Genomic DNA, 22942 nt, shown 5'->3' on the forward strand with positions numbered 1-22942 from the left:
AAGGGAGTTCCAGTGACTGCCCCCATGGTGATCTTGGACTGCTACACCGTCGAGCCCAGCGGCCTCGGGGTCCCGCCGTACCTGTCGTCGTACGTCCGCCAGGCGTACGCGGCGCTGAGCCGGCTGCGGCCCGGCGCCGAGGTGCGGTACGTGACCATCGACGATGTCCGCTGGTGCCTGTCCGGCGGGCAGCCGGCCGTGGCCCCGCCGCTGAGTGACCGGCTGACGTACACGGCGACGGTGAACCGGGACAAAGCGGTGGAGCTGCTGCGCGACGCCGAGGCGGTGGTCGTCATCGCCGGGGACAAGGTGCCTTCGGTGCACCTGCACGCGGTTAACGGCGACGCCGACGACATCGCCCGCGCCGTGGCCTGCATCCGCGGACGCCGCTACCTCCTCGGACCGATGGCCACTTACGCCCTGGCCGAACCGGCCTCGTGGGCCGGGCTGTTCGACGCGGTCCACACCCACACGGTCACCTCCGGCACCCTCTCCCTGGGCAGCAGCGCGCCGGCGCCGTACGGACAGCTCGATCAGGACCGCACCTCGTTCACCGGACTGATCGAGCAGATGCCGTGGGCGCCGGTGGCAGAACTGGAGCTGTACCGCGGGTGCACCCGCAAGGAGTTCTGCCGCTTCTGCAACGAGCCCGCCAAGTCGCCGACGGTCACCCACCGCACGGTCGAGGACGTCCTGGCCGAGACCGAGCAGCTGTACGCCGCCGGGGTGCGCCACTTCCGGCTCGGCCAGCAGACCTGCTTCTTCTCCTACCAGGGCCGCGACGAGCACGCGATCCGCGCCCTACTGGGCGGCATCCGCGAGCGGTGCCCCGGGCTTCAGATGCTGCACATCGACAATGCCGATCCGCTCGCGGTGGCCGCCCCGGTCGGCAAGCGCATCGCGGCCGCGGTCGCCGAGCTGTGCACCGAAGGAAACTGCGCGCCGATGGGGATCGAGTCCTTCGACCCGGCCGTCATCGCACGCAACACCCTGACCTGTACCGAGGACATCCTGATGCGCGCGGTCGAGAACGTGAACGAGGCCGGCGCCGAGCGCGGGGCGGGCGGACTGCCAAAGCTGCTACCCGGCCTGAACCTGATCTACGGCCTGCCCGGCGAGAGCCACCTGACGCACCTGGCCAACCTCAAGGCCCTGCAGCGGATCTACGACGCCGGAATGCTCTGCCACCGCACCAACGTGCGCGTCGCCCGCGCCTTCCCCGGCACCCCGCTCGCCGAGGAGGAGGGCAGCATGGGAGCCCTCCCGTCCGCCACGCACTTCGAGACGTGGAAGGCCGACATCGACCAGATCTGGGACCGGCCGATGAAGGAGCGGGTCTACCCGACCGGCCTGGACATCCCCGGCGTTCACTCGTACTTCGTCGACGAGAAGGGCACCTGGTTCCGCCGCCTGGGCTCCTACGCGATCCAGATCATCGAACGCGGCGTCACGGTCCCCGTCGGCACGCCCGCAGACGTCACCATCACCGGCCACGCCCCGCGCGTCATCTACGGAACACGACGTGCCGGCTGATCCGCAGCCGGTGACGCGACACGTTGGCGTGCTGCTGCCGTGGGCGAACCGTATCGTCGAGGAGGAGCTGCCTCAACTGGGCGGGCCCGGCGTGGTGTTCCACTACGCTCGGCTCGTGCCGGCCTCCCGCACCACCGCCGTCGACGCCTCCTTCTGGCACGGGCTGCGGGCCGCGGCGACCGGCGCCGTCGACTCGATGCGTCACCTGCCGCTCCAAACGACGTTGCTGGCCTGCACGTCCGCCGGATTCACCGGCGGCCCCGCGCTGCCGCCCGGCGTGGTCACCGCGTTCGATGCCCTCTCCGGCCAGCTACATCAGCGCGGCTTTGCCCACATCGCGCTGGCCACTCCCTACCCGGAAGCGGTCACCCGCGCCGAGGCCGAAGCCTTCCAAGCGCGCGGCATCACGGTGCTGGAGCACGCCAGCCTCGGCCTGGACGACGGCTACCCGGATATCGCCGTACAGCAGGTCTTGGACCTATGCGGAACCTTGTCCCGTCGCGCCATCGAGGACAGCGAGGCGCTCGTGCTCTCGTGCACCGGCTGGCACACCCTGGCCGCCGTACAGCAGTTGCAGGCCCGGATACAGAAGCCCGTGCTCTCGTCCAACCTCGCGCTCGCCACCTACATCGGCCCGACACCTCCGGGAGCAGCACCGTGACCATCACCACCCAGCCCGGCAGACGCACCGACGACCGGGTCCTCGCCCTTGTCACCAGCGCCAGCGCCCTGCCCGACGTGCGCGCCGAGGTCGAAGCCAACCACGACGACAACCGCTGGTGGCCACTTGCGATCACCGAGCCGCGGATGCGGATGCTGGCGGCCGGATGGTCCACCCGCGTCAGCTACCGCATGGTCGACACCTACGCGGCCGTCCTGCGACGAGCCGACGCCCTCGGCTTCGACGCTCTCGCCGACCTCGACGACGTCCAGGCCCGCGCCCTGGTCTCCCCGCTCGGCCTGCCCGAGGCGCGCCTGTCCTACCTGCGCTCCCTCACCGACACCCTGAGACGCTGGGAGAAGGACGGCACCGACCCGGCCACCATGGACGCCGAGAAGTTCATCGACGCCTTCGCAGGCAGCGTGCACGGCGCCTCTTTCAAAGTTGCCCAGTGCGCCGCGCTGTACGCCCGCGGCTACCACTGCGGCATCATCCCCGTCGACTCCGGCATGGTCACCAAACTGGCGCCCGCCCTCGGCTTCACCCTCCCCGCGGGCCCGGCCGCACACGAACAGCTCCGCCGTCTCCTCGAGCACGCCGTCGCTCATCATGGCGACACTCTGCGCGCGCTCGCCGCCGAGCAGAACGTCGCGATCCCGGCGTCCGCTGCCCCGACCTGGTGGACACACCTGACGCTGATCTACTTCAAGCGCCTCTATCTCAACCGGCCCCACGCCAGCCTGTGTCCGCGGCGCCCGATCTGCCCGCTCCTGACCGGCTGTCGGCACACCAAAGTCTGAGCCGAGGAGCACCCGATGCCGCGCACCATCGTGATCGGGAACATCTCCCGCGACCACATCCACCGCCCCGGCCTTCCACCCGCCCATCAGCTCGGCGGCGCCGCGCTCCATCTGTCCGTAGCCGCCGCACGCGCCGGCCAGCAGATCGCGCCCGCCTCCGTCATCGGGGCCGATCTCGCCCGCCTGACCGCCGATCCCCGCCTGCCCGCGCTGGACTGGTCCCTGCTCCGGCACGATCCGAAGCCCTCCGCATCGTTCACCATCCACTACGACGACCAGGGCACCGTCGCCGACGTCGACACCGCCTACGGCGCCGCCGAGCACCTCACCGAGCACGCCCTACGCACGCTTGCCCACTACCCGCACGATGTCTTCCACGTCAGCTGCCGCCGACCTCTGCACGTCGCAGAGGTCCTGAACGCCCTCACCGCGCACGGCTGCTCCTTCAGCCTGGACTTCCACCTCCCCAGCGCACCGCAGCTCATCGAGGCCGCCGCCCCCTGGCTGCGCCGCGCCACCACAGTGTTCGTCAACGCGGAGGAGTACGCCCTCCTCGCCCAAGTCACCAGGACTCGCCCCTGCCCGGAGGTTGTGGTCACCGACGGACCTCGCCCGGCCCGCGTGCTGTTGCACGGTCGCGCTCTGCCGGCCGTTGTCCCGCCTCCCGTCACCGTTCGGCAGATCACCGGAGCCGGCGACACCCTGGCCGGCACCTACCTCGCCCACCGTGCACGACAGTTCAGTCCGAGCGACTCCCTCCACCAGGCCGTCCAGGCGGCCAGCCGTCACACCGCTCAGACGCCACTGATCTTGCCCGAACCGCGGCGGTCCCCGTCCTGAACGGCACCAAGGAGGCCCGATGTACTACGTCGCCCACCGGCTCTTCGCCGCCCACGACCGCGCTCTCGCTGCCCACCTGGCACACGAACTCGCCCTCAGAGTCGGCGAAGGCCACGTCTTCCTGCCCTTCTGCGACACCGACGAGGAAGACCTCGTCGCTGAGGTCAAAGGCCGCCGCCTGTTCGAACTCGACCGGGACCGGCTCCGGACCCTGCGTGCTCTGATCGCGATCGTGCACGGCCCGAGCCTGGACGACGGTGTCTGCATGGAGATCGGCTACGCCGCAGCCCTCCGCATCCCCATCCTCTTGATGACCACCGACTTCCAGGACTACTCCACGACCCCCGCCGGCCCGCGTACCTGTTTCCCCGAACCGCTCCTGGACACCCTCGCTACCCGGACTGTCCGCGTCCCCCGCCTCGGCGTGCCCCCAGGGGATCCCGGGCAGACGCGCTATACGGCCTTCGCCGACCGCAACCGGGCCCAGGTCCAGCGCGCCATCACCACCTGCGTCGATGCCGTACTCCAACTCCCCGCCCCCAAGCGCACCGTCATCCCGGCCCGGACGAGGAGCGCCGTCTACGCCGAGCCCTCGCCGTACACATCGGCCCAGGGGCTGCGGGGCCTCCTCGCCCAGCACGGGATCACCGCGCTCTATCCGACCCGCTTCGACGACGAGGATCCCCTCACGGCCGCCCGAGCCGACTGGGCAACAGCACGCAACGCGGGCCGCATCGTCGTCGACGCCTCCGGCCCCGAGACCCCGCCGGGAGCAGCCCTCTTGATCGGCGCCGCCTGCGCTACCGGCCAGCCGGTCGCCGCGTACCTGCCGCGCAGCACCCACACCCACGCCGCCGGCCGGGAGCCCAACCACCGCAACCTGATGATCCAGTACGGCGTAGACCGGACGCTCCGCAGCCCGGACGAGGTGACCGCGTGGATACGGACGTGACCGTCGCCCAGATCGCGCGCCACCGCACCGTCGTGATCGAAGGCTGCGACGGTGTCGGCAAAAGCACCCTGGCCCAACTCTTGGTCACTCAGCACGGCTTCGACGCCGTCCACTCCCCGCGCACCCCAGACCACCAGGACCTGATGAGCCGATATCGCGACCTCCTCGCCCGGCCCGGCCGCCTCGTCCTGGACCGCTGCTTCGTCAGCGAACTCGTCTACGGCCCCCTCTACCGCGGCTACTCCCGCCTCACCTGGAACCAGGCCCTCGACCTCGCCGAACTCGTCACCCACCGCGACGGCGTCTTCCTCCACCTCACCGCACCGACGACCGCGCTCCGCCACCGCCTCCACACCCGCGACGGCCACGCGCCCCCTGCGGATGAGGTAACCGAACTCGTCGACGCCTACCAGCGCGCCTTCCGCACCTTGAGCAGTCACGCACCCGTACTCGTCTACAACACGGCTACGAGGGCGACCCCCACCACCGGATGACAACCGCCCCGATACCGCCCACCCGGCTCCTCAGCCTCGCTAGGGTTCCCCGAGAGACCGAAACGCACCATCAAGGGGAACACCATGGACATCGCCGAGGCTCAGAAGCTCGCCTGGGAGAACAAGGTCACCAAGGGTTTCAACACCACCGAGATCCCACTGGAGTTCGGCCTTCTCACCGCAGAGATCGGCGAGGCGTTCACGGCCTGGCGCAAGGGACTGCCCGACGCCGGCGAGGAACTCGCCGACGTGTTCCTGTACCTGGCGGCACTCGCCGAGATGCAGGGCGTCAGCCTCGATGAGGAAGTCACGCGCAAGATCGAGAAGAACGCGGGTCGCCGATACCTCCCGGGAGCGAATGGAACGTTGGAGAAGGTCGGCGAGTAGCAGGTGCCGGAGCAGCCACGCCTCCGGCTGCCTCTACGGCCCCGGAGCTGTGACCTTGGCCAGGGCACCAGGGGCCTCCGGGGATGGTGGTGATCTCGGCTCCCAGCGTGGCGAGGTTGGGCAGCAGCTGGCCGTAGCCGCGCCGGATTAGATGGAACATCCCCCGGATCGTAGAGGCGCCGTCGGCGGCCAGCGCGGCAATCAGGAGCGCGGTCACCCCACGGATGTCCGCGGCCGCCACCTCGGCGCCCTCGTGCGAAGTGCCCGGTCCTTCGCCGGGCCCTGGGTGTCAGTGGCCTCTGTAAGGATCACCGCATGGGTGATCAGATAGACGACCTGCTGGATCCTGACAACGCATGGGCGCTCCGAATGCGCGACCGGGTCGCCGGTTTGGCGCCGGACTTGCGGGAGCTCGTCGCGCATCTCGGTGCGTGCGGCACGTTCTGGGACTGGCATCACAAGACGGACGTGGCGTGGAAGCGGCGCACCAAGGCCCTGTTGAAGGCTGAGGGGGCTCGGGAGCTGGTCGCCGCCGGGGTGTGGGAACTGGCGCAGGGCGGGTCGCTTCACGACCGTACGGATCCGCGGGTGACCTACCAGGAGCTGTTGGACGCGGGGAAGAAGACGCCCACCCGCGATCTCGCGTTCGGGTTCGCGCTGGCGGCCGGCTATCTCGGCGGGCCGGGCGCGGACAAGGCACAGCTTGACGCCCTGATCACCGATCTGGTGACCGTGGCGCGGAAGAACGCCTTCGTGCTCGACGGCTACTACAAATCCGACCCGGAGCTCGCCGCCGCGATATTCACCGCGCTGGGGGATCTGTCGGCGATGGACGCACTGTGGACGCTACACCGGGAGGTCCAGCCCGGCTTGCACAGCCAGCGGCTGCTGGTGAAGCTGGTGAAGAAGACGGCGAACCGCCTCGGCGTCCCGCCCCACCAGTTCGAAGAGCGGACCGTACCCACCGGCGGCCTGCCCGCAGACGGAATCCTGCGCCTGAGCTGGGTAGGGGGCGGCGCGGTGTGGGTGAACTTGCCGTTCGAAGCGGTGATCCAGCTGCACGACGACTACTCGATCACCATGGACTGGGTCGACGTGTACGACGACGAGCGGCCCGTCACCCGAACCCGCTCCCCGTTCCGCTCCCCCACCGGATTCAAGGCCAAGTACTACGAGCACAACGTCGACGGGGCTCGCCGCCTGGCCCGCACGCTCGAGACCCTCGTGCAGGACGAACGGCGCCGGCTGCTCCGCCTCTCCGTCCAGAACCCCGTGTGGCCGTACGCGGAGTGGGACCGCTTCTACCGCGACCACCCGCTCACCGGACGCATGACCCGGGCCCTGGCCTGGGAGTACGAAGCACCCGACGGGCAATGGGCGGTGAGTGTGCCGGGCGAGGCGGGCCTCATGCAGCTGGATGGGAGCGCGGCCGAGGTGAGCGCGACCGCAAGGATCCGGCTGTGGCGCGCCGAGCCGGCGGGCAGCGACGATGCCGAGTTGATCCGCAAGCACTTCACCGCGCGGGGACTTCGCCAGCCGTACGGCCAACTCCCCGTCCCCACCGCCTGACCGGGGTCTGCGGCCCCGCCGCCATCCTTGCCCGGCTGAGCCTGTGGCGCCTGGATCCTGCGGCCGAGCGCGCGGTCGTCCGATGTGCTGACCGCGCGCTCGGTGCGTCTAGCTGTTCTTGGTCTGCTCGGCAGCGGTGGCCGTCGCTTTGTCTCCGTCCTGGACCTGCTGCAGTCGCTTCAGCGTGGTCTCCAGGATCGTCTGAACGCCGGCCTCGTCCGCGCCGGCGCCGTCGACCTGCACCTTGATGTTGATGTTGCCGGAGCGGGTGAAGCCGTAGAGCGTGCGCTCGCTCGCGCCCGGGTTGACGACGAGTACCGCCTCGTCGCCGACCTTCTCCTTGAAGTTCTTCTCCTTGCTCGACTCGGTCCCCTTCCACACGGCGTAGGCCCGCTTGGAAGTCTCCGCCGAGTCGTAGAGGCAAATACCGATGTCCAGCATGTTCTCGGTCGTGCCGTCGTAGATGAACCAGGCCGAACTTCCGCGCATCCAGCCCTTGGGAGAGGAATCGCTTTCCGATTTGGTGCAATCTGCGCCTTCGTCGGTGACCCGCTTCTCCTTGTAGGGCTCCCAGCCTTCAAGGACCTCGCCCGCTCCGGGCAGCGCCTGCGTGAGTTCCGCCTGGGCAAGCTTCTTGGTGATGGGCTTGCTTGCCGTCTCCTCCTTCTCGGCGCCATCGGACGATGACGAGGAACATGAGGTGAGAGCGGCAACGCTCAGGAAGACGGGCAGGATGACTATGGCTTTGCGTGACATGCCCATACCTTAATTCCGGTGCGGTCGGCCATGGTTGAGTTTGCGCATTCAACCGCACCAACTGTCCTATTGGCCCTTGATGCGCATTCTCGGATGTCGGGGATCTGCCACGAATCCCCTAACCTTGGCGAAATCGCGATGTCGTCGACTCTGAATCGTGTCGCTCATGTCGCCCACCCACGCGGGGAGAAGCCCGCGTCGCTGTTTCGGCATCAGGTCGCGGAATGCGACGAATTCGCGGCGTTCCTCGAAGGGGCGCTCCGCTGCGGGAGAGCCTGACGTGTTCCGTGCCGGCGCGGACGGCATGTCCGTCGGGAGGGCCGCGCTCGTCCTGGCGCCCGTCCCTCACCAGTTCCTCAGGGATCCGGCGGGCGCTACTTCACCGCTGTCGAGTTGGGGCGCCCTTCCAGGGCCGACGCTGTGATCCACACCGGAGCGGAGACGAAGATGGCCAGGCCGGCGACGAGCGTCACCATCCCCACTAGGGCGCCGGACAGGCCGGACAGGAACGCGATCGGCATCGGCGCGATCCCGGAGGCCGCGAAAGCGAGCAGCCCGTAGGCAGCGGCCCAGCCCGCGCCGACGCCCAGGAGTCCGACGAGGACCAGAGCCGGAGTCTGATAGCCCCTGCGCAGCAGCGGGTTCACCAAGAGGCCCAGCCAGCCGCGGGCGAGCCGTGGCTCACCCGCCGGGCCGAGCTCGTCGGCCTTTGTGGTCTTCTCCACCGCTGTTCCCCCTTCGCCGTGTGCGCCTCAAGCATCACATCATGATCGGCTGAGTGCCTGAGTACGAGTGCTCAGGCGCTGAATGGTGCGGGCATTCCCCAGAGCGTTCCCGCTCCGGGGAACAGAGCCTCCGGCACGGCCCGTTCGGGCTCCTTGCGATGCGAGGCGGTCCGGCGGGTCCTGTTCCGCTAGTCCCGGTGGTGACGACGTGCGTGCCTGCCGGGGCCGTCGCTCATGTCGTCGTAGCAGGCCGGACTGCAGGCGAGCCCGAGACTGGCGCTCATCCAGCCCAGCTCCAGGAACTCGTTGGGCTTCACCGTGGTGGAGCCGCAGTTGTCGCAGTGCCGTACGGCGGGTCCTGGGCAGGGCAGTTCCGGGGCGGGCTCGGCGCTCTTGCGGTCGCTCTCGCGGTGGGCATCCCGAGCGTCGCGCCAGGCGGAGCGGGCCGCGGCTTCGGACAGGAAGATCGTGACGTCATGGCCGGCGTCTGCGTCCTCGTCGTAGTACCACCAGCCCTCACCCATCGCCCACAGCGAGCGCGTTGTCCCGTCGGGCAGGGTGAAGTCGTGGCGGACCAGGTCGACCGAGACGCCCTCACCCTGCGGGCCGAAGAGGCTGCGGTGGTCGTTCTTCCAGTTCTCCAGTTCCTCGCGGGTGTGGGTGCGGGCGGTAGGTAGTTCGGCGGCCAGGCGGTCGGGGACGGCGTCTGCGGCCTTCTCAAGAAGTTCGTTCGCGAAGCGGCCGGCGTCGGTGATGACCGTCAAGTCAGCGGCGAGGGCCTCCTCGAGGCTGGGTACCCGCTTGCCGTCGGCGCGCAGTTCGTATGCGCGCGGCATGCCGATGCCGGCGTCGGCCAGGCGGGCGGCCTCGGAGGCCCGCCAGCACTTGGAGGGGTCTGCGCTCTCGTGGTGCGGCTGGAAGACGGGGCCGATCGCCGGGTTCAGGGGCCAGCCGTCCGCGGCCCACTGGTCCTCTGTGCGTGCGAGCAGGGCGCGGGCGTCAGCCGCGTCCACGACAGCAAGGCATCCGAGGAGCCGGTACAGGTGGTGTGGTGTGTAGGGGGTGCCGGCCAGGGCGGCCGCGGCCTCGGGGTTCGTGCCGGCGGTGGCGTAGGCGGACGGGGAGCGGACGAAGGCCTCCTCGTAGGCGTCGATCAGGGCGGCGCGTCCGGTGGTCAGCGGCACCACGTATTCGCTGTAGAAGCCGCCGAACGCGGAGCGCTGGACATAGGCGAGTCCGGCGTCCGTGTCGATGTGGAGGCGGTCGTCGAGGCCGCCATGGGGGTAGTCGGTGGGCACGCTGCGCAGACTGGCCGGCCAGTCCCTGGCCAGGGTCGGCGGTCGGCCTTCGACCGCATCGGCGGGGGCCGGCGGGATGTCCTGGCGGTAGCGCATGCCGAGCAGGGTGTGTCCGGCGCGGCGCAGTTCGTCGTTCGGGTCGTCGTTGCTGCTGGCGACGATGTCGTATGCGCTCTGGGGCTGTTCGCTCAGTGCAGGGCGGGGAATGTCGTTCACCCGCAGCACCGTGCCCGGAGCCCAGGTGACACGACGCTGGGGACCCTCGCCCTTCAGCAGGAGCCCGCCGGCGACCGGCTCGCACGCCACCAGCCGCGGCGTTGTCCACGACTCGTGTTCGGTGCAGTGGGCCAAGCCCAGTCCGGCCCAGGTCAGCGCCAGGCGTCCGGCGGTCTCCACCTGGTCAAGGCGGACCTCCACGTCCACGTACTCCACGACTTCCCGGCCGGTGCGGCCGAACGCCTCCCGCAGGGTGGTGAGGACGAGGTCCTCCTGGTCGGCGGTGAAGCGCGGTACGGCGTCGGACCACTTGTCGAGGGCGAGCGGGGCGAGACGGTCGGCCCACACCCGGTTGGTCACGTCGGGCACGTCGAGGCGCAGGCCGTTGGATCCGGCGGTGAAGTGCCAGTGGAATCCCGGGCGGGCCTGTCCGTGGCGGCGCCACCGCTCAGCAGCCGAGCGGCGCTTCGCGGCCCCGGCGGTGCCGGTGCCAGCGCGGAGGCGTTCCAGGGCCTGCGTGTAGGAGATCTGTTCAGCGGCTGCCAGTTCGCGGGCCCGCTTCTTCAGGTCGTTGCTGCCGTGCTTGGTCATGGCTGTCTCCGACGACGGAACCCCACGCCTCCCGCCGCTGGTTGGTCCATGGCCGGGCAGGGCTAACCGCCGCGGGCCCTCGCCCGGACGTGCCGTCCGGATGCCGTCGCCGGCGAGCCTTGGACCATAGTCACCGGCTGCGTGGGCACCAGGCGACGGTCTCGGTGCGTGCGCGTCCTGCACCGAGGAGAACCCTAGAACACGCCTCTGACAATCCTGGTCCCCCAGGCCAACCGTGAGGTCGGAGAGGCGCAGATGCAGCCGCTGGCTGGCTTTGGCCAGAGGTTGCCGTCGGTGCCTGCGGCGCAGGACGCTGGCAGTGCATCACCTCCGGGGGCGAGTCAGCGGATGCGGGAGCCACAGCATGGGCGAGGACCACACGCAGCAGAACGCCGGGCGTCAGCGCCGGCCGCGCCCTGTCCATGACCATCCGGGGCCGGGGATCACGCCAGCGCCGGGAGGTCCGTTCCGGGCGGATCATGATGCCGACATGAGCGTCGCCGCGGAGCTCATCGCTGCGCGGCTGGCTGGCTGCGCGGCCTGCCAGAAGAAGCTGAGCGGCCTGGTGATGCGGGGGGACAAGCTGGTACTCGCCGCACTCGCCGCGTCGCTGCCGCACAATCCTCCGCAGGAACTCCGCGAGGGAACCAAGGTCATGTACCCCGCGCTGCGAACACGGAGCGGATTCATGATCTTTGGTCTCATCCACGCCATGCCACGCCGGCACCGGGCCGACGTGCTCGCCGACGCCGTCGAGTACTGGGTCAGCAAGATCCCCTCGGCTGAGGCTGGCACTTCTGATCGAGCTGCCGGACACGGCATGAGTATCGAGCTGCCCGCGCCCGCCGGCCCCGAGGCGTTCCCCGACGGCGTGGTGGAGATTCGGCGGATGGGTTCGACTAGCTGAGTCTGGACTTCGCCGGTCCGGCTGCGACATGCCCTGGTTCGGCGGAGGTGCCTCAACTGCAGGACCACCGATGGCAGTTCACCGCGCGCTGCCTCTATGTCGCTCCCCCAGCGGGTGGCCCGCTGGGGGCGATGGTGTGGGGCGACCGCGGCTCAGGCGTGTTGAAGAGCGGGCACTGGAGAGGCCTGCTGCGGCTGGGGCGGGTCGGGCCAGAGCCATCTCGCGAGCGTTGCGGCCGAGTTCCTCATGCTCGCCGCCTGGTCTGGATCAGGCTGGTCGAGCACGGTCCGGCCGGACTCGTACAGCGGCAGCCGTCCAAGGATCGGGGCCCCGTAGCGGGCCAGGTGCGCGTCGGCTTGTTCGTCGAAGGCATCTGGGGCGGCCGGCGGCTCGGTTGGCGGGTGGAGGAGCAGGATCCCGGCGCCGGTGTCCTGTCCGCCGTAGCCGAGTTCCCGCTGGTGCCATCGGGATGCTGCCTCGGCGGGTGGCAGCAGGATCGGGTCGGTGGCTGCCGACGGCAGGTCGCGGGGAACTGGGGTGTGCCTGAGGACGAGGATCAAGGAGTCGGCGTAGGGCCGCAGATCGTGCAGGCCAAAGCGTGTTTCGTCGACGACGAGGATCCGGTCGAAACGCCGGCGGGCCTCCGCCAGGCCCTGGGTGAGCGAGGCTTTGTCCGGGGTGAGTCGGGTGCTCCACAGTTCGCCCGGCGGCCGGGCTAGCCGCAGGCGGGTCCACTCCGCTTTCCCTTGTTCGCCCCGGGCACGGCGGTTTCGGGGCACCGGCTTGCTGCCCCATCGTGTCCCGTAGATCAGAGGGCCGAAGCTGAGGCGCTCGTTGGTGACGGTCACCGTCGCCGTGCGGTAGCCGTCGGCGGCCCAGGCCGCGGCTGTGTGCTGCGCGACGCCGACCAGGGCAGCCGACAGATTGCTCGGCAGATGGGCCGACGAACTCAGCAGGACCACCTGCCCGTCGGCGGCCCGGATGGCGTCAGAGCGGGGCGCGGGGTGGCTGGGGGCAGGTTCCTCGCCCAGGGCGAGCAAGGGGGCGAACTTGGTCGGTTCAGGCCCTGGACTGTCGGCAGGCTGACTGTTCACTGTCACGGTGCCGGACCAGCCGTCTCGCTGTTCGGTGTCCCGGAAGAACTGCATGCTGCAGCGGGCGGGCGTGCAGCTGTGCGCAACCGAGGTGAGGGCGAGACCGGTGAGCGGGTCGGTCATCACGTCCCGGATCCGCTCGTCGTGCACAGGGTGGCCGGTGGCGACGACGCGGTCGATCGTCCAGTCCAGGCCGTACTCGACCATGCCGTAGCCGATGTGGACGTGCTGCTGTCCGGCCAGGGCGTCCCAGAGGCGCGGCCGGCGCAGCAGGCTGCTGGCCAGATGGCAGGCTGCTTCATGCTGCTCGGTGAGGCACCGCTCGATGGGTTCACGACGCACCGGGGTATCCAGGGCGAGCTCTGGATTCCACTGCGGAGTGCAGCCTGCGGCCACCTGGGTTCGCTGGTACTCCTCGAGCAACGGTGTTAGGTCCGTGGCGCGGGGGCCGCTGACGCGGATCGCCGCGACATGTTCCGCGGCCGCGTAGTAGCCGGTGCCGCGCGGCGTCACGGCCAGGGTGAACAGGATCGCGCTCCCCGAGGAGCGGGCGCGCAGCTCGCGTACGCCGCGGCGCGTTCGGCGCCGGTCGCGCATCGGAAGCATCTCGAGGAGTGGGGCCAGGCAGTCCGCGCCCTCCAGGCGCATCTCCAACTGGCCGCCGTCGAAGGCCAGTTCCTGGATACCGAGGAAGTGCCGCCGCGGGGTTCGCGGTGTCATTCCCAGCGCCTTGAGGAACAAGGATTCCAGTACGGCCTGCCGGCCCGCGGCAGCGGGGATGAGAGCGGCGAGGGTCTCCTCGGCGGCAAGGCGCCGCTTTGCTCGCTCCAGTCGTTCGCCGCTCAGCTGCTTCGCCGCGGTGGCAGGCAAGTTGATGTTGTTGTTCATGACGCACCTCCAGAGCGCAGGGGCCGACCCTTTGCCGACCCCGGTCAGCGACGCACTGGCGACATGACGATCTGCATGCACCACAACTCAACTACGAAGCAAATCAACGTGGAATCTCTGCCAGCGGCTCACGGGGGGTCGGAACTGGAGCTGCCCAGAGCTGGCCGCGCTCGGGCCAGGTAGTTGGCACACTACGTCGCCGGCCGTGGCCTACTCCACTCACGGCTCCGCACGTGGGCGTGTCGGCGCAGCACGCTGACGCGGTGTACGAGATTGCGCGCGTCGCCTCGGTGTCACGGTCCGGGTTCCTCAGTCTGTGGTGAGGGCCTCGCCGGGCCGCAGCGGGCGGCCGGACTCGCGCAGGTGGTGCAGGGAGACGGAGGACTCCCAGTCGTACTCCTCGCGCTTGCCAAGGGTGTTGTCGCAGCCGCAGTGGCACCGGTAGGGCCGGATCAAGGCGTAGCAGGCGGCCGGCTGAATGTCGCAGCAGTCCCAGGGGAATCCCACGGTGAGTACCAGCATCGGCAGGCCGGTCGGTCGCTCGATTTCCGTGTCGCACATGTCGCAGCCACACGGCTTGAACGGCCTCGGGTCGGCCCAGTACGAATCACCCCAGTGGTAGCTCTCCCCGAACTCCGGTCCACCGCACGGACCGTGCTCGGCGATGGCCGCTGCGCTGGTGTCCACCGGGACGGTCGTGCCGAAGTAGCCCAGGACGGTGTCGCCGATCTCGATCTCGTCGTTGCGCCGAATGCGAGCCTCACGGTGGTCGTCATCAGTGTGGATCTCGTGGTCGTAGCCCTCTCCCTTCGGGCGCGCGGTCACGATGAAGCGGTGGTTCCAGGGGTCGATCTCGGCGTACACGGTCATGGGGCTCCGATGTGGTGGCGGGCAGGGCGTGGGGCTGATCCGCTCGCTGGCAGTGCGGCGGGACCTGTTGGCGGGCGGCCGGGAGCGGGGCGCCCAGGCGGGAAGCCTGGGTGCCCCGCTGATGGCCGCTGGGCCTCGAAAGGTCAGTGGGTGGGATAGAGCACCAGGGCGGGGACGTGGGCGGGAATGTTCCAGTCCTCGTCGTAGTCCGGTCCGCCGCTGGACGCCATGCCGTACATGCCGGACTCGGGGGCAGGCATGTAGAAGCCGACCTCCACGCGAGTCGAGGCGGGCGAGCTGGCGAATTCGCGTGGGTGATCGGCGGACTTGATGGCCACCAGGGTCGCGTCCGGCAGGTCGACCGTGGCCAGAACGGTGCGCAGTTCTCCCACCGTCAGGCCCTGGATGAGGACGGGGAAGTCACTCGTCCAGTCGCTGGCCCGGCTGGCGGCGTGCACGGGGGTGTCCTCGGCGAGGAGCTCTGCGGCCTGGTCCGGGTCGACCCTGACCAACTCGCGCACGGAGCACGGATAGTCGCCGTAGCCGTAGGACCAGCCGGCGCGCCACAGGCCTGCCTTCATGCCGAGGACGGGCTCCGCGAGGCGCAGGAGCGAATCCCTGGCCACGTCGCGCAGATTCGTGTAGCCGTCCACGGACAGCGCCCGAACGTCCACGGCCACCTTGGTCTCGCCATCGTTGTACAACAGGTCTCCTTCGCGGGTCAGTTGGGATTCCGGGCGTAGTTCGGAGGACTACGCCGGGCGATCTGTTGGTGGCCGAAGGGTCAGTGGGTGGGGTAAAGCACCAAGGCGGGAAGGTGGAGCGGGATGGCACCGTCCGCGTCGGCCTCGGGTGCGCCACCGGTTGCGAGACCGAGCAATCCGGACACGGGGTGCGGCTCGTAGAATCCGGTCTCGACTCGGGCTGAGGCCGGGGAGCCGATGAAATCCTGCGGGTGGGTCGCGGCTCCGATGGCCACCAGGGTGTCGTCGGGCAGGTTCATCGAGTCGAGCGCGGTGCGCAGGTCTCCGACCGTCAACCCCTGGACCAGGACGGGAAATTCGCTCGTCCAGTCCGCAGCACGGCGTGCGGTGTGGATACGTGTGCCATCCGACGTGAGTGTCCCGGTCTCGGCCTGCGCAACCTGCTGCAGGTCGCGCAGGCAGCCGGGATAGGTGCCACGGCTGTAGTCCCAGCTAGCGCGCCAGAGGCCGGCGCTCATGCCGAGGGCGTCTTCCTCCAGGCGCAGCAGGGTGCCCCGGGGGACACGATGGAGACTCCCGTAGCCGTCCACGGACAGTGCTCGCATGTCCACGGCCACGGTGCGCTCGTCGTCGTCGGACAACAGGTCTCATTTTCATGGCCAGTTGGGTGTCGGGGTTCTTGCTGAGGGTTAGGCCGGGCGGCTCTTGCTGTCGGTCGTGTCGACGCGGGCCGCCAGGCGGGCGACCGTGTGCCGGGCGTCCGCGACCGCACGCTGCAGGACGCTCTCCAGCGCCTCCCGCAGTTCGCCGCCGTCGTACTCGTTTGCGACCGAGCGGTCCTTGCCCACCTCGATCTTCTCCAGCGTCACCGTGCCGATGACGACGACCTCGTCGGACTCGAAGCCCTCGCGGAACTCCTCGACCGTGGGGCGTCGCACGAGGACGTCGACGATGTACCCCTCGTGCTGGAAGCGGGCCTTGCCGTCGAGGTTGAGGCGGAAGCCCGGGTCGACGGCAAGCCCGTCGATCTGCTGCAGGTCCATGGCGAGCGTCTCCGTTGCTGGTGGCGTGGGGTCAGGCGTTCAGGTCGGCGACCAGGACGGTCGCGTTGTCGGCGTAGCCCTCGGGGCGCCTCTGGGTGCGGGTGGCGGTGATCGACTGCTGGACGGCGGTCGTGGTGAGGCGACGGGCCACCTCACCGGGCGTTCCGGTCAGCAGGTCGCCAAGGTTCTTCTGGGCGTCCTCGTGCGGCTCGTAGGCGCCATCGCTGGCCAGGAGCAGGCGGACCGTGCTTGCGGGGCGGGTGACGGACTCGATCGCCGGGTGCTCGCCCTCGCAGCGCTCCTTGACCTCGTCCTCCGTGAAGGCGGAACCGAGCCAGGAGGTGACCGTGTTGCGGCTGCCGCCGGTGTAGAGGCGGCGCAGGTTGTGGTCGTTGGTGAGCCGCTGCGCGGTGCCGTCGATGAGGAGGTAGGCGCGGGAGTCCCCGCACCAGGCGACCGTGAGCGGCTTGCCCGGTGCGGTCACGGCGACCACCGCGACGGCCGATGCCCTCCCGCCGCCCTGCGCGACGTAACCGTCGTAGACGGCCCGCAGGCCCAACTCGGCGTCACCGCGACGTGCTGCGGCGCGCGCCAGGCGGACGGCCGCATCGCGGGTCCACTCACGCACCGTGTTGGTGTCGCCGATTCCGTCGAGCAGAACATAGGCCCGCGCTCCGGTACGGCGGTCGGTGAACACCGCCGTCGCGTCGCACTGGTTGCGGCGAAGGCCGATCTGCTGGTTGGTGGCGTAGTTGCGCACGGATCTCCATCTGGTCGCAGTGAGGGATGCGTTCGGGGGTGCTTGCTCCACCCCCGAACACATTCCCTAATTTACCCATCGCAAGGCATGGAGTCAAGTTTTACGCGTCGCCAGTTCTGTGGATCCCCTCCCGCGCGCGTCGCGGCCAGCCCCCTGAGGTACCGCCACCGTTCGTCGCCTGGCCTCTGTCCACAGGAATGGACGGCCAATCTCGCGGCCATGTGCCCCATATCGCGCTCGAACGCCGAACCCGCTGCTCACCGCCTGGACCGACTGCCGCGGCTGTGGCGCATGCTGCGCAGTCGCAGGGCGCCGACGGCGGTTGAGCGCGTCGAGTCGGATGTCGAGACGCAGAGTTCCGCCGCGGTGCGCGTCGTGGTCGCGCAGACCTTGGACGAGCTGCCGGAGGGCCGGCGCGAGACCTTGCTGTGGAAGCACGCGCTGCACTGGACGTACGAGGACGTCGAGGAGAGCCTCGATAGCCCGCGACACCATATGGCGTGTGATGCCCGGTACCGACATCAGGGGCCAGGGAGCTGGGTCGGTTCCCGAGCCGTGCTCGGCTCGGACAGCCTCTTCCATCTTCGGCTAGGCGAGAAGTTGGTGTGCGGAGTTCCACACACCAACGCCGGCCGCCCGTGGGTCGCCCACCGGTGTATTGACTCGATCCTTCCCAGCGGGAAGCCGAACGCCTACTACCCCGACCCGAACGACCGTCGGCTGCGCCACTCGGCCTTGGACTCCGCAACGTCTGGCCTGTTCGGCCGGGACGCCGTCGAGAAGGCGTGGGCAACGGAACTCACCGCCGAGGAGGTCGACCCCGATCAGGTGCCGCACGGACGTCGGTGCCCGGGGCGCCTGGGCTTCGGCGCCTGGCCGACCTACGCCGACCCGACTACCGCCAAAGGGCGGCAGCGCATCCAACTGACCAAAGCACTCGGGCCGATGTGCGCGGGGTGCGGTGACGCGTGGGGCGTCTACATAGATCATGACCACTTCAGCGGATACGTGCGAGGACTGCTCTGCAGAATCTGCAACAACAAGATCGACTATTGCCCCCACCTGTCCGGCTGCCGCTGGGCCGACTATCTCGACAACCCGCCGGCCGCACCGCTCCAGATGCTCTACACGGACCGCGCCCAGGACCGGCGCCGTGATCAGCGCAAGATCGAAGTCACCGGCCTGGATCCGTACCTTGCGTAGGCGCATGGCGGCACTGACCGAGGAGTACGCGCCGCGGTGCCGTCCGGCTGACATGTTGGTGCGGGCGGCCGCTGATGAGGTTCGCGTCGTTCACGACGGGCGGCCGCCCGCATGGGCGAGCGTAGACGCGGCGCCGTCAGCTCGCGATCAAGTCGCCAGCGGCGCCATCGAGGCTCGCGCTCGCCGCGGTCTGGGCCCGGGCCTTGGCCCATACGGGGTCTTCCCCGTCCTGGCAGCGTTGTCGGGACCATCGAGATCGAAGGGCATGTCAGTACGCGCTGGCACAGTGGGCACCATGAGCGTCGCGATGACCACGAAGGCCCCGGAGGAGCTGCTGGCCAGCATTCACGGTCCGCTGCTCGAACTGGTCCAGGACAAGCTCTGCGAGCGGGCAGAGCAGTTGCGCCGCGCGCTGCCGCCCCGGCCGGAGGACGCGCTGGCCCGGTTCCGCTGGTGGCGTTCGCTCGATGCCGACCAGGGCCGGCGGGCGATGCTGATGGAGCGGCTCGACGCGCTGTCGGATCGCCTTCGCGACCACCCCGCGATCGGTCGCGACCCGCTGGGCTCGCTGCCGGCGGAAGCCTTGGAGGAGGCCGAGGGGTTCGATGAAGAACTGTCGGAGCTGATCGCTCGGTTCCGCCGAGTGCTGGAGGTCGTCGCAGCTCAGCGGTAGTTCCGGGCCCAGTCCGCCGCGAGGCCCTGAATGGAGACGACTGCGTCGTCGATCTCCTTTGCACTCACGTCGCCGGCTCGACTGGCAACGAGTTCGGTGAGGCGTTGCCGCAGGTTGTTGGTGAACAGCTCGTCGGCCGCGTTGAGGCGGTCTGCGGGACGTTCGCGGGCCTGCTCGTCGTCCACGTAGAGGGCGAATGCCTGACGCCACAGCACATCGCCTTCCGCCAGTCCGATCTGAGCGACAAGCCGTTCCCAGAGGTTCGGGAAGGGTGCTTCAAATCCCTGCCGAGGATCGCTGATCAGCTCGGCGATCTCCGGCGCCGTGGTAGGGAGCAGAGGCAAGTGCTCGACCGTCGGGTCGTAGTCGGTGATCTCGCACGTGGTGCCTTCGCGCTCGGGGCGCGTGCTGTAGGCGCTCAGCGAGTGGTGCATGTCCTCGCTGAGCTGTCGGGTGGGGATGGGGCCGATCCTGGTCGTGCGGCCGTCGGTGGAGGCCACGGTCACGGCGAGTCGGTTGGGGGTGTTCACGAGACCTCCGGGTGAGCAGGGGCGCGCAGCCGATTGAGGGCCGACTGCCTCCTAGCCCGCCGATGCGGAGAACCGGATCGCGGCGCTCTTGCCCGCGCGGCGGCCCCGCTCGCGGCGCGTGCCGCTGGCGTGGCTGCCGCTGGCACCAGAGCGGCGAAGGCCCTGAATGGCCACGGCGCGGGTTCGGTTGGTCGTGTAGTTGGTCAGGCTCTGCTTCATCTGCGTCACTCCTCGTCCGCTCGACTGTTTCCACTAATTTACCCATTGCTAGATCTACAGTCAAGTTGTTCGCGTCAACAGTTCGATCACCCCGAGAGATGACGCGTAAAACTTGCCGGATCAATCCGTGTTGGGTAAATTACTAAGTGCAGCGTCGGTGTGGCCGACTGCTACGCACCCTGTCCCCCTTGCGATTGGATCTCTTTGACGACTCCGAACCCCCAGGCTCTTGCTCGCACGCTGTTCTTTGCGTTGGTCGACGAGGCCCGTCGGAACGCAGTCGACACCGGGGAGCACGAGCTCCTGTGCCGCGTCGACGCGATGCGCCCCTTCGAGGTCCTGGACGCCTTCGAGCACGAGGGCTTCGTCAACGCCGACCTGCTCAAGGCCGTCGGTGCAGTCCTCCGCCACCTCGCACCCGCCCAGTACGGCGACGCCGAACAGGAGGAACTGCAGCTCTGCGACTACGACTTCCGCGAACTGGTCGCTTTCGCCTCGAAGGCCGAGAACGAGGGCTTCTGGTACGCGTACGCCGAGTACGGGCCCGAGTTCGAGAGCCCCGCCGCCCGCGCCGTCGTTGCAGATCCGCGGGCCCTGGAGGACCTCCTCAAGCAGTACGAGAAGGCCATCGACGGATTCTGGGAGCAGCCCGACGCCGAGACGCAGTACGACGCCCACCTCGGCGAGCGCGACCGGCGGGACAAGATGGCCAAGCGGCGGGCAACGGTCTGACGTGACGTCCGCCCACCCGCCTTTCGCTCGCGTTGGCTCCGCGTCTGCGGGGTCAACGGCGGGCCGCCCACGTGTGGATCCAGACCTGAACGGGCGTCGTCCTAGCGTTCTCGACCTCTGCTGCTGCGCCGGCGGCGCCGGCATGGGCTACCACCTTGCGGGCTTCGACGTGACCGGTGTCGATATCAAGCCCCGGCCCCGCTACCCCTTCCGCTTCATCGAGGGGGACGCGCTGGACGCCATGCGCGAGATGTGTCAGGAGTTCGACCTGGTGCACATCTCGCCGCCGTGCCAGGCCCATACCGCGCTGACCAAGGGCACCAACCGCGGCCGCGAGTACGTCGACTTGATCCCCCAGGTGCGTGCCCTGTGCGAGTGGTACGGCGTGCCGTGGGTGATCGAGAACGTGCCCGGGGCCTCGATCCGCCGGGATCTCACGCTGTGCGGCGAGATGTTCGGGCTGGGTGTCATCCGGCACCGGCACTTCGAGATCAACTGGTGGGGCGGCGAACCCCGGCAGCTGCCCCATCTCAAGCACCGCGGGCCGGTGCGCGGGTGGCGGCACGGGGTCTACCGGGACGGCCCGTACATCGCCGCGTACGGAAAGGGCGGCGGCAAGGGCACCGTCGCCGAGATGCAGGCGGCCATGGACATCCACTGGACCGACGTCCATGAGGAGCTCACCGAGGCCATCCCGCCCGCCTACACCGAGTACATCGGGCGCGAGTTCCAGCGTCCCGGCGGCTGGGGCGCGGCCCTGCGGGGCGAGCCCGACTTCGAGCCCATCCCCACGATCATGCGCCCCTACCTCAAGCACAGCCCCGAGGGCCGCCTCGTCCGCGTCTGAGCAGCCCTCGCCGATTCCGCCCAACCCCAACTGAACGGAGCTGTTTGACCTTGCTCGTCGATCCCGCCACTCCTGACACCTTCCTGGGTGTTGCCGTTCCCGCCGAGGTCAGGGATCTCTGGTTCCGGTGGGAGGGCGCCCAGTGGCGCCGCATGCAGCACCTGGCCACCAACAAGCCCTTCCCGCCCGACCAGCGCTACTCGGTCCGGTTCCCGAAGGAGTTGTGCAGCGCGCATCGCCAGCACTGGCTCGACTACCGGAACATGGACTACGACCCGGTGACCGGCAACAGGTGGCCGGGGAACTCCGGCTCGCCTTTCGCCACCGTCGACCGCAACCTGGCCCGGCTGAGCGAGGAGCGTCGGTGCGAATGGGACGAGAAGGCGTCCGGGCAGATGCAGTTGATCGAGCGGATCTGCCTGTCGGGCGCCTCCCCGCAGTGCGCACCCGATGAGACGTCCGGCCTCTGACGTTGCCCTGTCGGTGCCACCTTCTGCTGACCGCCCTTCCGTCTTGCCCCTCAAGGAGCCCTACTTGTACGTAATCACCCGCGGTCAGGCCGCTGCCGTCGCAGCAGGATTCGCGGCATCCAGCCCGCTCGGCGGCCTGGCCCAGGGCCGTCTCCCGGACTGCTTCGCTCATGTGCGCCAGCAGGTGTATGAGGCGCTGCACGACTGCCGGGCAACCGAGGGCTACCTGGCTATGGAGGACGGGCCGGCTGATCCGTTCATGGAGTCCGGTCAGCTCGAGATGGCCGAGATGAGCCAGTCGCTCGGGAGGCTGAGGACGTGGGTCGAGGCGCAGCGGTGCACCGTCACGGTGTGCGCGTGCCGTGCCGACCGGATGCTGCGGCAACTGCTCAAGGAGGCTGGTATTCCCGCCGAGCTCGGCTTCTCGCGGAAGCTGCAGCGCTACAACTGCGTCATCGCCGGCGACTACGTCGCCGACCCTGGCGAGGGCTCGGTGGCACCGTACGTTCTCATCGAGCACCGCAACCACATCGACCACGCCGTGAGGTACCACCGTGGTTGGCGCGTCCGCCGGTCCACGCCGGGCGGCGTTGAGGTCCTGTATGAATCGCCCGGCTACCCCCAGAGCCCGGTTGGGGCCTACGAGGACGACACCCGGTCCTGCGTCCGTGCGGTCGGCTCCGCCCTTCGCCTTCATGTCCGCGGCGAGTAGGCGCGGAGCGGTTCGCCGGCCTCTGTCCACAGGGCTGCTCCCTCAGGGTCAGGAGCGTCACTGACCGCTGGGGCTTCGGCCGGCGCCGGCGGTCTGTGCCGTGCGCCCCGTCGACCTCCTGGAGTGTGTCTCGTGCTCGCCTTGTTCGATGTTGTTGTCACCATCCTGCTGCCGCTGCTGACCGGTGCCGTGATCACCTACGAGAGATCCGGCGGCAGCCTCCTTCGGCACCCGCCGGAGCAACCCGGCCTGTCGCCTGGCGCGTTCCGCCCTGTGCGGGCCCTCTGTCTGGGGCTGCCGTTGGTCTGGCAGGCCGCGGTCGGTACGTATCTGCTCGTTGAGCGGGTGTTCGGCGTCCTGTTCATCCTGGGGATCGGCATGGCTTTCGGCATGGTCGTACGCGCCATCGTGGGCAAGGTCCAGCAGCACCGTTCGTTCTGAGCCTGGTCGGGCGCGACGGTCCGGGGG

The 22942-nt window shown here is 69.3% G+C and carries 27 protein-coding genes; 16 read left to right on the top strand and 11 right to left on the bottom strand.

Annotation, left to right across the window (positions count from 1 at the left end; translation table 11 throughout):
- Positions 1-12 precede the first annotated feature (12 nt).
- From OG430_RS47625 to OG430_RS47660, 8 genes are all read left to right on the top strand, one after another.
- Positions 13-1533, top strand: coding sequence for a radical SAM protein (locus tag OG430_RS47625; protein ID WP_327359537.1), 1521 nt, complete (start codon positions 13-15; stop codon positions 1531-1533).
- A 10-nt stretch (positions 1534-1543) separates the two neighbouring features.
- Positions 1544-2194 (top strand): hypothetical protein, encoded by a 651-nt coding sequence (locus OG430_RS47630; RefSeq protein ID WP_327359539.1) that lies wholly within the window; start codon positions 1544-1546, stop codon positions 2192-2194.
- On the top strand, positions 2191-2994 hold the full coding sequence (locus tag OG430_RS47635) for a hypothetical protein (protein ID WP_327359540.1): 804 nt from the start codon (positions 2191-2193) through the stop codon (positions 2992-2994). The genes OG430_RS47630 and OG430_RS47635 overlap by 4 nt, the downstream gene beginning before the upstream one ends.
- Before the next feature lie 15 nt (positions 2995-3009).
- The gene (locus OG430_RS47640) at positions 3010-3834 is read left to right on the top strand and encodes a carbohydrate kinase family protein (protein ID WP_327359541.1); all 825 of its coding nucleotides are present in this window, start codon (positions 3010-3012) and stop codon (positions 3832-3834) included.
- A 19-nt stretch (positions 3835-3853) separates the two neighbouring features.
- On the top strand, positions 3854-4786 hold the full coding sequence (locus OG430_RS47645; protein WP_327359542.1) for a nucleoside 2-deoxyribosyltransferase: 933 nt from the start codon (positions 3854-3856) through the stop codon (positions 4784-4786).
- Positions 4771-5280, top strand: a complete 510-nt coding sequence (locus OG430_RS47650; RefSeq protein WP_327359544.1) for a hypothetical protein — start codon at positions 4771-4773, stop codon at positions 5278-5280. The genes OG430_RS47645 and OG430_RS47650 overlap by 16 nt, the downstream gene beginning before the upstream one ends.
- 84 nt (positions 5281-5364) lie before the next feature.
- Complete coding sequence (locus OG430_RS47655; protein ID WP_327359545.1) at positions 5365-5667, top strand: hypothetical protein; 303 nt, start codon at positions 5365-5367, stop codon at positions 5665-5667.
- A gap of 315 nt (positions 5668-5982) precedes the next feature.
- Positions 5983-7236, top strand: a complete 1254-nt coding sequence (locus OG430_RS47660) for a DUF4132 domain-containing protein (protein WP_327359546.1) — start codon at positions 5983-5985, stop codon at positions 7234-7236.
- A 108-nt stretch (positions 7237-7344) separates the two neighbouring features.
- On the opposite strand, the gene OG430_RS47665 is transcribed toward OG430_RS47660, so the two are convergent.
- The 3 genes from OG430_RS47665 to OG430_RS47675 form a co-directional block, all read right to left on the bottom strand.
- The gene (locus tag OG430_RS47665; protein ID WP_327359547.1) at positions 7345-7992 is read right to left on the bottom strand and encodes a hypothetical protein; all 648 of its coding nucleotides are present in this window, start codon (positions 7990-7992) and stop codon (positions 7345-7347) included.
- Between the two features lie 374 nt (positions 7993-8366).
- Positions 8367-8717, bottom strand: a complete 351-nt coding sequence (locus OG430_RS47670; RefSeq protein ID WP_327359548.1) for a hypothetical protein — start codon at positions 8715-8717, stop codon at positions 8367-8369.
- 188 nt (positions 8718-8905) lie between these two features.
- Positions 8906-10822, bottom strand: a complete 1917-nt coding sequence (locus OG430_RS47675; protein ID WP_327359549.1) for a hypothetical protein — start codon at positions 10820-10822, stop codon at positions 8906-8908.
- A gap of 490 nt (positions 10823-11312) precedes the next feature.
- Between OG430_RS47675 and OG430_RS47680 the strand changes: the two genes are divergently transcribed.
- Positions 11313-11729 (top strand): hypothetical protein, encoded by a 417-nt coding sequence (locus tag OG430_RS47680; RefSeq protein ID WP_327359550.1) that lies wholly within the window; start codon positions 11313-11315, stop codon positions 11727-11729.
- Positions 11730-11881: 152 nt separating this feature from the next.
- On the opposite strand, the gene OG430_RS47685 is transcribed toward OG430_RS47680, so the two are convergent.
- The 6 genes from OG430_RS47685 to OG430_RS47710 form a co-directional block, all read right to left on the bottom strand.
- Positions 11882-13711 (bottom strand): hypothetical protein, encoded by a 1830-nt coding sequence (locus tag OG430_RS47685; RefSeq protein ID WP_327359551.1) that lies wholly within the window; start codon positions 13709-13711, stop codon positions 11882-11884.
- Positions 13712-14020: 309 nt separating this feature from the next.
- Positions 14021-14581, bottom strand: coding sequence for a hypothetical protein (locus OG430_RS47690; protein ID WP_327359552.1), 561 nt, complete (start codon positions 14579-14581; stop codon positions 14021-14023).
- A gap of 143 nt (positions 14582-14724) precedes the next feature.
- Positions 14725-15285, bottom strand: coding sequence for a hypothetical protein (locus OG430_RS47695; RefSeq protein ID WP_327359553.1), 561 nt, complete (start codon positions 15283-15285; stop codon positions 14725-14727).
- 80 nt (positions 15286-15365) lie between these two features.
- Positions 15366-15926 carry a hypothetical protein gene (locus OG430_RS47700; RefSeq protein ID WP_327359554.1) on the bottom strand — a complete coding sequence of 187 codons (561 nt, stop codon included), beginning with the start codon at positions 15924-15926 and terminating at the stop codon, positions 15366-15368.
- Between the two features lie 48 nt (positions 15927-15974).
- A complete protein-coding gene (locus tag OG430_RS47705) occupies positions 15975-16328 on the bottom strand; it encodes a hypothetical protein (protein WP_327359555.1) in 354 nt (117 codons plus the stop codon).
- A gap of 31 nt (positions 16329-16359) precedes the next feature.
- On the bottom strand, positions 16360-17088 hold the full coding sequence (locus tag OG430_RS47710; protein WP_327359556.1) for a mucin-2: 729 nt from the start codon (positions 17086-17088) through the stop codon (positions 16360-16362).
- Positions 17089-17307: 219 nt separating this feature from the next.
- Here OG430_RS47710 and OG430_RS47715 point away from each other — a divergent pair, with 219 nt between their 5' ends.
- Both OG430_RS47715 and OG430_RS47720 read left to right on the top strand, forming a co-directional pair.
- A complete protein-coding gene (locus OG430_RS47715) occupies positions 17308-18291 on the top strand; it encodes an endonuclease domain-containing protein (RefSeq protein ID WP_327359558.1) in 984 nt (327 codons plus the stop codon).
- Positions 18292-18586: 295 nt separating this feature from the next.
- Positions 18587-18964: a hypothetical protein gene (locus OG430_RS47720; protein WP_327359559.1), complete on the top strand. Its 378-nt coding sequence runs from the start codon at positions 18587-18589 to the stop codon at positions 18962-18964.
- Here the strand turns inward: OG430_RS47720 and OG430_RS47725 are convergent.
- Positions 18955-19494 carry a hypothetical protein gene (locus OG430_RS47725; protein ID WP_327359560.1) on the bottom strand — a complete coding sequence of 180 codons (540 nt, stop codon included), beginning with the start codon at positions 19492-19494 and terminating at the stop codon, positions 18955-18957. The two genes, OG430_RS47720 and OG430_RS47725, sit on opposite strands and share 10 nt — an antisense overlap.
- A 51-nt stretch (positions 19495-19545) precedes the next feature.
- A complete protein-coding gene (locus OG430_RS47730; RefSeq protein WP_327359561.1) occupies positions 19546-19713 on the bottom strand; it encodes a hypothetical protein in 168 nt (55 codons plus the stop codon).
- A gap of 252 nt (positions 19714-19965) precedes the next feature.
- Between OG430_RS47730 and OG430_RS47735 the strand changes: the two genes are divergently transcribed.
- The 5 genes from OG430_RS47735 to OG430_RS47755 all read left to right on the top strand — a co-directional run bounded on the left by OG430_RS47735 (position 19966) and on the right by OG430_RS47755 (position 22915).
- Entirely contained in the window at positions 19966-20445 is a 480-nt protein-coding gene (locus tag OG430_RS47735; RefSeq protein WP_327359563.1) for a hypothetical protein, read from the top strand.
- 142 nt (positions 20446-20587) lie between these two features.
- Positions 20588-21292, top strand: coding sequence for a DNA methylase (locus OG430_RS47740; RefSeq protein WP_327359564.1), 705 nt, complete (start codon positions 20588-20590; stop codon positions 21290-21292).
- 50 nt (positions 21293-21342) lie between these two features.
- Complete coding sequence (locus tag OG430_RS47745) at positions 21343-21762, top strand: hypothetical protein (protein ID WP_327359565.1); 420 nt, start codon at positions 21343-21345, stop codon at positions 21760-21762.
- Positions 21763-21826: 64 nt separating this feature from the next.
- Positions 21827-22474, top strand: a complete 648-nt coding sequence (locus tag OG430_RS47750; RefSeq protein WP_327359566.1) for a hypothetical protein — start codon at positions 21827-21829, stop codon at positions 22472-22474.
- A 132-nt stretch (positions 22475-22606) separates the two neighbouring features.
- Positions 22607-22915 (top strand): hypothetical protein, encoded by a 309-nt coding sequence (locus OG430_RS47755; protein ID WP_327359567.1) that lies wholly within the window; start codon positions 22607-22609, stop codon positions 22913-22915.
- Positions 22916-22942: the final 27 nt, after the last annotated feature.

The organism is Streptomyces sp. NBC_01304 (assembly GCF_035975855.1).
Lineage (GTDB): Bacteria > Actinomycetota > Actinomycetes > Streptomycetales > Streptomycetaceae > Streptomyces.

Coding starts and splice junctions, on each gene's coding strand:
- OG430_RS47640 (WP_327359541.1), top strand. CDS start 3,010: ATGCCGCGCACCATCGTGATCGGGAACATCTCCCGCGACCACATCCAC.
- OG430_RS47645 (WP_327359542.1), top strand. CDS start 3,854: ATGTACTACGTCGCCCACCGGCTCTTCGCCGCCCACGACCGCGCTCTC.
- OG430_RS47655 (WP_327359545.1), top strand. CDS start 5,365: ATGGACATCGCCGAGGCTCAGAAGCTCGCCTGGGAGAACAAGGTCACC.
- OG430_RS47660 (WP_327359546.1), top strand. CDS start 5,983: ATGGGTGATCAGATAGACGACCTGCTGGATCCTGACAACGCATGGGCG.
- OG430_RS47665 (WP_327359547.1), bottom strand. CDS start 7,992: ATGTCACGCAAAGCCATAGTCATCCTGCCCGTCTTCCTGAGCGTTGCC.
- OG430_RS47675 (WP_327359549.1), bottom strand. CDS start 10,822: ATGACCAAGCACGGCAGCAACGACCTGAAGAAGCGGGCCCGCGAACTG.
- OG430_RS47680 (WP_327359550.1), top strand. CDS start 11,313: ATGAGCGTCGCCGCGGAGCTCATCGCTGCGCGGCTGGCTGGCTGCGCG.
- OG430_RS47685 (WP_327359551.1), bottom strand. CDS start 13,711: ATGAACAACAACATCAACTTGCCTGCCACCGCGGCGAAGCAGCTGAGC.
- OG430_RS47690 (WP_327359552.1), bottom strand. CDS start 14,581: ATGACCGTGTACGCCGAGATCGACCCCTGGAACCACCGCTTCATCGTG.
- OG430_RS47705 (WP_327359555.1), bottom strand. CDS start 16,328: ATGGACCTGCAGCAGATCGACGGGCTTGCCGTCGACCCGGGCTTCCGC.
- OG430_RS47715 (WP_327359558.1), top strand. CDS start 17,308: ATGTGCCCCATATCGCGCTCGAACGCCGAACCCGCTGCTCACCGCCTG.
- OG430_RS47720 (WP_327359559.1), top strand. CDS start 18,587: ATGAGCGTCGCGATGACCACGAAGGCCCCGGAGGAGCTGCTGGCCAGC.
- OG430_RS47730 (WP_327359561.1), bottom strand. CDS start 19,713: ATGAAGCAGAGCCTGACCAACTACACGACCAACCGAACCCGCGCCGTG.
- OG430_RS47740 (WP_327359564.1), top strand. CDS start 20,588: ATGGGCTACCACCTTGCGGGCTTCGACGTGACCGGTGTCGATATCAAG.